The sequence below is a fragment of the Bradyrhizobium sp. STM 3843 genome (genome assembly GCF_000239815.1).
Taxonomy (GTDB): Bacteria; Pseudomonadota; Alphaproteobacteria; order Rhizobiales; family Xanthobacteraceae; genus Bradyrhizobium.
The window spans coordinates 1-7,715 of record NZ_CAFK01000275.1 but is presented as its reverse complement, the minus strand read 5'-3'; the positions used below and the strand labels follow the sequence as shown (position 1 = coordinate 7,715).

The 7,715-nt window shown below is 65.1% G+C and carries 11 protein-coding genes and 1 pseudogene; 4 read left to right on the top strand and 8 right to left on the bottom strand.

Features of this window, described 5'->3' with window-relative positions:
- Positions 1-262 (bottom strand): annotated as a pseudogene (locus BRAS3843_RS41930) (hypothetical protein); the annotation flags it as partial.
- 2 nt (positions 263-264) lie between these two features.
- On the opposite strand from BRAS3843_RS41930, the gene BRAS3843_RS27845 reads away from it, so the two are divergent.
- Entirely contained in the window at positions 265-1,050 is a 786-nt protein-coding gene (locus tag BRAS3843_RS27845) for an SDR family oxidoreductase (RefSeq protein ID WP_008972468.1), read from the top strand.
- Positions 1,051-1,069: 19 nt separating this feature from the next.
- Complete coding sequence (locus tag BRAS3843_RS27840; RefSeq protein ID WP_008972467.1) at positions 1,070-1,516, top strand: hypothetical protein; 447 nt, start codon at positions 1,070-1,072, stop codon at positions 1,514-1,516.
- Positions 1,517-1,545: 29 nt separating this feature from the next.
- Here BRAS3843_RS27840 and BRAS3843_RS27835 read toward each other — a convergent pair whose 3' ends face one another.
- From BRAS3843_RS27835 to BRAS3843_RS27820, 4 genes are all read right to left on the bottom strand, one after another.
- A complete protein-coding gene (locus BRAS3843_RS27835; protein WP_008972466.1) occupies positions 1,546-1,956 on the bottom strand; it encodes a VOC family protein in 411 nt (136 codons plus the stop codon).
- Between the two features lie 30 nt (positions 1,957-1,986).
- Entirely contained in the window at positions 1,987-2,400 is a 414-nt protein-coding gene (locus BRAS3843_RS27830) for a DoxX family protein (RefSeq protein ID WP_244425489.1), read from the bottom strand.
- A 111-nt stretch (positions 2,401-2,511) separates the two neighbouring features.
- Positions 2,512-3,783 carry an RNA polymerase sigma factor gene (locus BRAS3843_RS27825; protein ID WP_008972464.1) on the bottom strand — a complete coding sequence of 424 codons (1,272 nt, stop codon included), beginning with the start codon at positions 3,781-3,783 and terminating at the stop codon, positions 2,512-2,514.
- Positions 3,780-4,148, bottom strand: a complete 369-nt coding sequence (locus BRAS3843_RS27820) for a YciI family protein (protein ID WP_008972463.1) — start codon at positions 4,146-4,148, stop codon at positions 3,780-3,782. Before BRAS3843_RS27820 ends, BRAS3843_RS27825 begins: the two co-directional genes overlap by 4 nt.
- Positions 4,149-4,291: 143 nt before the next feature.
- Between BRAS3843_RS27820 and BRAS3843_RS27815 the strand changes: the two genes are divergently transcribed.
- The gene (locus BRAS3843_RS27815; protein WP_008972462.1) at positions 4,292-5,257 is read left to right on the top strand and encodes a glyoxylate/hydroxypyruvate reductase A; all 966 of its coding nucleotides are present in this window, start codon (positions 4,292-4,294) and stop codon (positions 5,255-5,257) included.
- Positions 5,258-5,393: 136 nt separating this feature from the next.
- On the opposite strand, the gene BRAS3843_RS27810 is transcribed toward BRAS3843_RS27815, so the two are convergent.
- A complete protein-coding gene (locus BRAS3843_RS27810; protein ID WP_008972461.1) occupies positions 5,394-6,050 on the bottom strand; it encodes a TetR/AcrR family transcriptional regulator in 657 nt (218 codons plus the stop codon).
- 89 nt (positions 6,051-6,139) lie between these two features.
- On the opposite strand from BRAS3843_RS27810, the gene BRAS3843_RS27805 reads away from it, so the two are divergent.
- On the top strand, positions 6,140-6,784 hold the full coding sequence (locus BRAS3843_RS27805; RefSeq protein WP_008972460.1) for a glutathione binding-like protein: 645 nt from the start codon (positions 6,140-6,142) through the stop codon (positions 6,782-6,784).
- A gap of 48 nt (positions 6,785-6,832) precedes the next feature.
- Here BRAS3843_RS27805 and BRAS3843_RS27800 read toward each other — a convergent pair whose 3' ends face one another.
- Together BRAS3843_RS27800 and BRAS3843_RS27795 are read right to left on the bottom strand one after the other, a co-directional pair.
- On the bottom strand, positions 6,833-7,300 hold the full coding sequence (locus BRAS3843_RS27800) for a nuclear transport factor 2 family protein (protein WP_008972459.1): 468 nt from the start codon (positions 7,298-7,300) through the stop codon (positions 6,833-6,835).
- 87 nt (positions 7,301-7,387) lie between these two features.
- A partial coding sequence (locus tag BRAS3843_RS27795) for a thioesterase family protein (protein ID WP_035983007.1) occupies positions 7,388-7,715 on the bottom strand: 328 nt, incomplete at its 5' end.

Below are 7,715 nucleotides of genomic sequence, written 5' to 3'. Positions count from 1 at the left end.
CCCGGTGTTCGGCCGTACCTGTGGTGACTGCCGCCTGCTTTCTTTGCTGCAGGCGGGCCATGGGTGCAGGCCTTGCATCCGGCCTTCCCTGCGCCCTCTTTCTTGAAGAGGGTGGTGAACCGACAAAGCCCGGGCGCAAATCGCGCCGCGGGAAGGAGGCTGCGCGTCCACCCCCCGCGCATTCGCTGCAGCGGCGGATCAGGCGTTGTGCTAGGATCGCCTTGATATCATGCCGAAAATCCTGGCCGGAGTAGTTGACCATCCATGACCCCGTCGTCCGAAAAAGTCGCTCTCGTCACCGGTGCTGCGCGCGGCATAGGGCTTGCCACGGCAAGACGCTTTCTCGGCGAGGGCTGGCGGGTGGCGCTGCTCGACATCGAGAAGGAGCAGCTGCACGGGGCGACGGCGGCGCTCAAGCGTCCCGACACGACGTTGGCCCTCGCCTGCGACGTCTCAGATCCGGCCATGGTGATGTCGGCCTTCGAGCAGCTGGCGCAGCGTTTCGGCCGGCTGGATGCGCTGGTCAACAACGCGGGCATCGCGCTGTTCGCACCACTGATGGAGACCTCCGAACAGGATTGGCACCGGATGCTCGCCGTCAACCTCACCGGCCCGTTTCTGTGCACCCGCGCCGCAGTGCCGCTGCTGCGCGAACGGGGCGGCGCCATCGTCAACGTCACCTCGATCTCCGCGGTGCGGGCCTCGACGCTGCGCTCGGCCTACGGCACCAGCAAGGCCGGGCTCGCACACCTGACCAAACAGCTCGCCGTCGAGCTCGCCACGGCCGGCATCCGCGTCAATGCGGTTGCGCCCGGCCCGGTCGACACCGCGATGGCCAAGGCCGTGCATACGCCGGATATCCGTGCCGAATATCATGACGCGATCCCGCTCAACCGCTACGGCCTCGAAGAGGAGCTGGCGGACGCCATCTTCTTCCTGAGCTGCGAACGCTCCAGTTACATCACGGGCCAGGTGCTTGCAGTGGACGGCGGCTTCGATGCCGCTGGGATCGGATTGCCGGCCCTGCGCGGCGCAGGCCAAAACGGGTGACAAAAAAACGGGTGACATCATGTTCAGTTGGACCCGCCTCATTCTGACCTTCACGCTCGCGGTTGCGCTGTGGGCGATCGCCTCGATGCTGGCGCGTGCGGAGGTCCGCATCATCGCAAGCCCTGGCGGCGAGGTCGGTCCCTTTCTCGACCTGTTCGAGAAGGTGCGCGAGTCCGGCGAACGCGTCGTGATCGATGGTCCGTGCCTGTCCGCCTGCACGCTGGTCCTCAGCCTTGTGCCGGAGGACCGCATCTGTGTCACCCGCCGTGCGGTGCTCGGCTTTCATGCGGCGCGTTCCATGGATCGCCGCGGCCGCACCTATGCCGAGCCCGAAGCCTCGCAGCTCGTGCTCAGGGCCTATCCATATCCGGTGCGCGCCTGGATCGAACGCCGCGGCGGCCTGACGTCGCGGCTTCTGTTGTTACGCGGGCGCGAGCTCAAGGCGATATACCCGGCGTGCCGCTGACATCCTTGCGAGCTCGCGCGGACGCGGGATCAATAGCCCTCGGCCGGGCAGTTGATCATCCAGGGAATGCCGAACCGGTCAGTGCCCATGCCGAACCCCTTGGCCCAGAAGGTCTTGCCGAAGGGCATGGTGATCGTGCCGCCTTCCAGCAGCTTTGCGAACTTCTGCTCGGCCTCCGCAGGATCGGAGACCTGCAGCGACACCGCGAAGCCTTGCGGCTTCTGGAAGTATTCCGGCGGCACGTCGGAGGCCATCAGCGCCTGTCCGCCGATGGAGATCGTGCCGTGCATGATCTTGTCCTTGCGCTCAGGCGCATACGGCATGCCGGGAGGTGCATCCGAGTTACGGAACAGCCCCTTGATCTCGGCGCCGAGCACCTTCTCATAATGCTTGAACGCCTCTTCGCAATTGCCGTCGAAGTTCAGGTAGGGATTGAGCATCGCTTCCTCCTTGGTGAAGTCGTTCAGTCGTCAGTGCTGCGAGCCGAGCAGCGTGCGGAGATGACGGTCGCGGAGCCAAAGCCCGCCCCAGACCATCAGCCCGAGATAGAGCCCGAACAGCGCGTAGCTGACCAACGGGCTGCCGATCCGGACGTGAGCGGCGATCGCGCCACCGAGATAGCCGGTGACCAGGATAGCTCCGACCATCGACGTCGGCGGGATCGCATAGAGGACAGTGCAGGCGATCGTGATGAGACCGAGCGCCCGCGCCATTGCCTCGCTCGAGCTATAACCCATCCGATCCATCGTTTCTGTAACACTGGAGAATGGCAACAGCTTGATCGCACCATCGAGCAGCAGGAACAGGACGACCAGCCCACTCAGGAGACGGCCACTCCACAAGGCGGCTTTCGAAACGGGTTGTTCCAGCCTCTCTATCGGCATGTTCCGCTCCATCGTGATGCTTCGTCTCAAAGACGAACGAAGCGGACGACGGACGACAGTTCCGGTGAAGATTTTGTCGCAGGGCCGCGTCTGCGCGCGCGCGGAGCTGTTTTATTGGCCGACCTTGGCCCGCGCCTGGGCGCTATCGCGCATCAACCGGTCGATCTGCATGCGGATGTGAGCGGCCTCCGCCGAACTATGGGCGAGCGCAATGGCGCGATCGAAGGAGGTCCGCGCCTCGTCGTTGCGGCCGAGCTGCATCAACAGCGCGCCGCGGACGCCATAGAAATAGAAGTAGCTCTGCAGTCGCTCCGCCAGAGGCTCGATCATATCGAGCGCCGCCTGCGGACCGCGGGCCTTCGACACCGCAACCGCGCGGTTGAGGGTCACGATCGGCGACGGCTGCACGACCTCCAGCGCGCCGTAGAGCAGATCGATCTGCGTCCAGTCGGTGTCTTCGGGCGTTGCGGCCCGCGCATGCAGCGCGGCAATGGCGGCCTGGATCTGATAGGGGCCGCTGCGGCGGTGACGCATGGCCTTGTCGATCAGCGCGTACCCCTCCGCGATCATCGGCTGGTTCCACAGCGAACGGTCCTGATCCTCCAGCAGAATGAGCGCGCCGTCGGGATCGAAGCGTGCCGCAGCGCGCGCGTGCTGCAGCAGGAGCAGCGCCGTGAGCCCCATGATCTCCGGCTCGCTCGGAAACAGCCGCAGCAGCAGCCGCGCCAGCCGGATCGCTTCTTCGGAAAGCGGTTTGCGCAGATCGGCGGTTTCGCCGCTCGCGGTATAGCCTTCGTTGAAGATCAGATAGATCATGGCGGCCACGGCCGTGAGCCGCTCGCCGCGCTCGATCGCGCCGGGTGTCTCGAACGGCACATTGGCCTGGGCGACGCGCCCCTTTGCCCGAGTGATCCGCTGCTCCATCGCCGCCTCGCTGACCAGGAAGGCACGCGCGACCTGTTTCACCGTAAGCCCGGATACCACGCGCAACGCCAGCGCGATCTGCTGCGTCGCCGGCAGGTCCTTGTGGCAGCAGATGAACAGGAGCCGCAGGATATCATCGCGATAATGCGAACCGTCGAGCCGATCGGCGATCTCGGCTTCCGCGTCGTCGAGATCGGAGATCGCCTCGTCGGCAGGCAACGGCTCCTGCCGACGGCCGCGCCGAACCTCGTCGATGGCCGCATTGCGGCCGACCATGATCAGCCACGCCGCGGGATCGCGCGGCGGACCCTGCTGCGGCCAGCTCTTCAGCGCGCGCAGGCAGGCATTCTGAAAGGCTTCCTCCGCGGTATCGAGATCGCGGAAATAGCGCAGCAGCGCGCCGACGGCCTGGGGACGCGCCGATGTTAATGCCGCATCGATCCAGGCCGTATCGGTCATTTCAGCTTGCCTCCCGGCGCGAACGTGCCAACGGGGCGGATTTCATAGGCCCCGCCGGGATTGGCCTGCCCAAGCTCGCGCGCGACCTCGAGCGCCTCATCCAGGTTCTTGCAGTCGACGATGTAGAAGCCGAGCAGCTGCTCCTTGGTCTCGGCATAGGGGCCGTCGATGACGAGCGGCGGATCCTCCTTGCGCAAGGTCGCGGCCGCGGTGGTCGGCAGCAGCCGCGCTACCGGACCGAGCCGGCCCTGCTTCACCAGCTTCTCCTGCACCACGGCGAGCTTGGCCATGACCGCAGCGTCCTGCTCCTTGCTCCAGGAGCCGACAAAATCCTCGTCGTGATAGCAAAGCAGCGCATACAGCATGTGACGGCGTCTCCATTCGTTCTTAAGACGACGCAGTATGCCTTGAGCCGACAGCCCCGCGAAGAAAATTTGGCGGGTTCCAGCGGTGTGGCCAGCCGGCCAGGCCTGTCACGCGATTTCATCGAACCAAGAAGGACGAAAGAATGAGCAACGGCGCGCTGGCGCTTCTGATCCATGGCGGCACCGACAACTGGTCGCCGCAGCGCTGGAAAATGCGTTTCGACGAGGTCTGCGGCGACCGCCGGGTCGCGCTGCTGCCCGACGGCGATCTCGATCCTGCCGATGTTCACTATGCGGCGGTGTGGAAGCCGGTTCCAGGCGAGCTGACGGCGTTCCCGAACCTGCGCGTGATCTTCAATCTCGGGGCCGGCGTCGATGCGCTGATGGCCGACACCACCCTGCCCGATGTGCCGCTGGTGCGGGTTGCGGTCGATGACCTGACCGCGCGCATGACCGAATATGTCGTGTTGCATGTGCTGATGCATCATCGCCAGGAACCCTATTTGCGGGAGTCGCAACGCGAGAAGCGCTGGGCTCCGAAATATCAGTGGCCGGCCTCGGCGCTCGGCGTCGGCATCATGGGCCTGGGCACGCTCGGCGCCGATGCGGCCGATGTGCTGAAACGACTGGGCTTCCGCGTGGCGGGCTGGAGCCGCAGCGAAAAGCGGATCGATGGCATCGACTGTTTCCATGGCGCGGTGGAGCTCGATGCATTTCTTGCGCGCACCGACATCCTGGTCGCGCTGCTGCCGCTGACGCCGGACACGCGGGGCATCCTCAACCACGCCCTGTTCGCGAAGCTCAACCGGGAGAGCCCGCTCGGCGCACCGGTCCTGATCAATGCGGGACGTGGCAGCCTGCAGAATGAGGCCGACATCCTGGCCTGCCTCGATGACGACACGCTCGGTGCGGTCTCGCTCGATGTGTTCGGACAGGAGCCGCTGCCCGCCGACAGCCGATTCTGGACGCATCCGAGAGTCGTGCTGACGCCGCACAACGCCGCCGACACCGATGCCGACGCCATCTCGCGCTATGTCGCCGAGCAGATCGTGCGTTTCGAAGCCGGCGGGGCGCTGCAGAATGTGGTGGACCGCGGGAGGGGCTACTGATGTCCCCGGCTGTCGTCCCCGCGAAAGCGGGGACCCATAACCACAGGCGTTGGTAATGGAATCGGCTGGTCGTTGCAGTCGTGTCCGACCGGCACATCATGCGGTATGGGTCCCAGCGTTGGCCGGGACGACGCGTCTACTTCCCCAGCATCACGTCGATCGCGCCCTTGACGATGGCCTCCAGCTCCTTGCGCGGCGTGCCGGCGCGGGCGCGGACAGCAATGGAGTGGATCGTCGCCGACGCGAGCTGGGCCAGCACGAACGGATCGGCACCGTCGGGCAGTTCGCCCTTCTCCTTGGCGCGGCGGAAGCAAAAGGCGAAGGCCTTGTCGAGCTCGGTCAGCGCATCCTGCACCATGGCGCGGATGTCGGGATCGGCGACGGCCTCGGAGCCCGCCGTCATCACCGTGAAGCAGCCGCGCGGCCCCTCCTCGCCCGACAGATAGATGTCGAGCGCGGTCGCATAGATGCGCTCGAGCTGCTTCCGCACCGGCCAGTCGTTGCGAAATATCTCCGCCGTCCTGGCACGCGCCTCGTCGCGATAGCGCCGATAGCTCTTGATGTAGAGCTCGCGCTTGTCGCCAAAGGCGCCATAGAGGCTCGGCCGGTTCATGCCCGTCGCCGCGGAGAGATCGTCCAGCGAGGTCGCGGCAAAACCGGTCCGGCGGAACAGATCCAGCGCCTTGCCGAGCGCGACATCCGGTTCATAGGCGCGCGGCCGCCCGCGTCGCTTCGGCGCGCCAGGCTCGCGCTGCGCCGACTGCTCGGGTTCATCTTTTCTTTTTTGTACCATATCGCATCAAATTCGTTGACGGCGCCCATATTATGCGAGACAGTATAAAAATCAACAACCGCTCCGGTCAGGAGCTTATGGAGGCGCCCATGGATCTCTATTTTTCGCCGCTCGCCTGCTCGATGGCCACCCGCGTCGCGCTCTACGAGGCCGGTGCCCCCGCGACCTATCTCGAGGTCGACCCGAAAACCAAGGTCGTGCTGAAGGACGGGTCAGATTTCCGCGCCGTCAATCCGCTCGGACTGGTGCCGACCCTGCGCACCGATGATGGTCAGGTGCTGACCGAGAATGCCGCTATTCTTCAGTATGTCGCCGACCATCTCCCCGGTGCCAATCTCGGCACCCCACCCGGCATGGATCGCAGCCGGCTGCATCAGTGGCTCTGCTTCATCGGAACCGAACTGCACAAGGGCCTGTTCATTCCGATGCTGGACAGGACCGCGCCCGAGGAGATGAAGGCGCATGTGCTGAAGAAGAACCTCTCGCGGCTCGATTATCTCGAGACCTATCTGAAAGGCCGCGACTATCTGCTCGACCATTTCAGCGTGGCCGACGCCTATCTGGTCACCGTGATCAACTGGACCATGGCGACGCCGCCGGTGGAGCTGGCGAAATGGCCGGCTGTGAAAGCCTATTACGAGCGGCTGCGCGCGCGGCCATCGGTCGCGAAAGCGATGGCGGAGGAATTCGAGCTGTATAAAGCCGAGATCGCCCGCCACAAGGCGGCAGCGTAAGTCATGCCGACCGCGCCGCCCCGACTGTTGCCGAGGCGGCGCGGATGGTCAGAACGGATCGTCGCTCAACCCTGGCACGTCGGCCGGCCGCGGGCCGGGCGCGGGCCAATGAAAGCGGCGGTCCGCTTCTGTGATCACAATATCGTTGATGCTGGCCTCGCGCCGCCGCATCAAGCCCTGCGCATCGAACTCCCACTGCTCATTGCCGTAGGAGCGGTGCCACTGCCCGTCGGCGTCGTGCCACTCGTATTGAAAGCGCACCGCGATGCGATTGCCGTCGAAGGCCCAGAGATCCTTGATCAGGCGGTAGTCCAATTCCTTCTGCCACTTGCGCGTCAGGAACGCGACGATGGCCGGCCGCCCTTGAAAGAACTCGCCGCGATTGCGCCAGCGGCTGTCCTCGGTATAGGCCAGCGAGACGCGCTCGGGATCGCGCGAATTCCAGGCGTCTTCCGCCATTCGGGCTTTCTGGGTCGCGGTCTCTTTGGTGAACGGCGGAAATGGCGGGCGCGACATCGGGACCTCGTGATCGTCAATCGGAGCGACGAATACTCTAGCGCCGCAGCGTCGCGAGTCGATGGCGCATTTCCTATCGCGTCATCGCTAAACGATATCGGCCTTCAACAATTCGCGAAGCGCCTTCGGAATCGGGTGCGCCCGGCCTTCGCTGATGAAGGCGACCCGCACCTCCGCTTTGACCAGAAGCTCGTCGCCGCGGCGCACCTCCTGCGCCAGCGTGATCGACGCGCCCTTCACGGTCACCGGCCAGGTCACGATGTCGAGCACTTCGTCCATCCGCGCCGGCCTGAGATAGTCGATGCTCATCGAGCGCACCACGAAGGCAAATCCGGGCGCTTCGGCTTCGGCCTGCGCGAACAGCGCATGCTGCTCGGCACCCATCAGCCGGAGGTGATTAGTTCGCCCCCGCTCC

What these genes read in the sequence shown, in the direction of transcription:
- BRAS3843_RS27845 (WP_008972468.1), top strand. Translation starts at nt 265, where the DNA reads ATGACCCCGTCGTCCGAAAAAGTCGCTCTCGTCACCGGTGCTGCGCGC.
- BRAS3843_RS27840 (WP_008972467.1), top strand. Translation starts at nt 1,070, where the DNA reads ATGTTCAGTTGGACCCGCCTCATTCTGACCTTCACGCTCGCGGTTGCG.
- BRAS3843_RS27835 (WP_008972466.1), bottom strand. Translation starts at nt 1,956, where the DNA reads ATGCTCAATCCCTACCTGAACTTCGACGGCAATTGCGAAGAGGCGTTC.
- BRAS3843_RS27830 (WP_244425489.1), bottom strand. Translation starts at nt 2,400, where the DNA reads ATGCCGATAGAGAGGCTGGAACAACCCGTTTCGAAAGCCGCCTTGTGG.
- BRAS3843_RS27825 (WP_008972464.1), bottom strand. Translation starts at nt 3,783, where the DNA reads ATGACCGATACGGCCTGGATCGATGCGGCATTAACATCGGCGCGTCCC.
- BRAS3843_RS27820 (WP_008972463.1), bottom strand. Translation starts at nt 4,148, where the DNA reads ATGCTGTATGCGCTGCTTTGCTATCACGACGAGGATTTTGTCGGCTCC.
- BRAS3843_RS27815 (WP_008972462.1), top strand. Translation starts at nt 4,292, where the DNA reads ATGAGCAACGGCGCGCTGGCGCTTCTGATCCATGGCGGCACCGACAAC.
- BRAS3843_RS27810 (WP_008972461.1), bottom strand. Translation starts at nt 6,050, where the DNA reads ATGGTACAAAAAAGAAAAGATGAACCCGAGCAGTCGGCGCAGCGCGAG.
- BRAS3843_RS27805 (WP_008972460.1), top strand. Translation starts at nt 6,140, where the DNA reads ATGGATCTCTATTTTTCGCCGCTCGCCTGCTCGATGGCCACCCGCGTC.
- BRAS3843_RS27800 (WP_008972459.1), bottom strand. Translation starts at nt 7,300, where the DNA reads ATGTCGCGCCCGCCATTTCCGCCGTTCACCAAAGAGACCGCGACCCAG.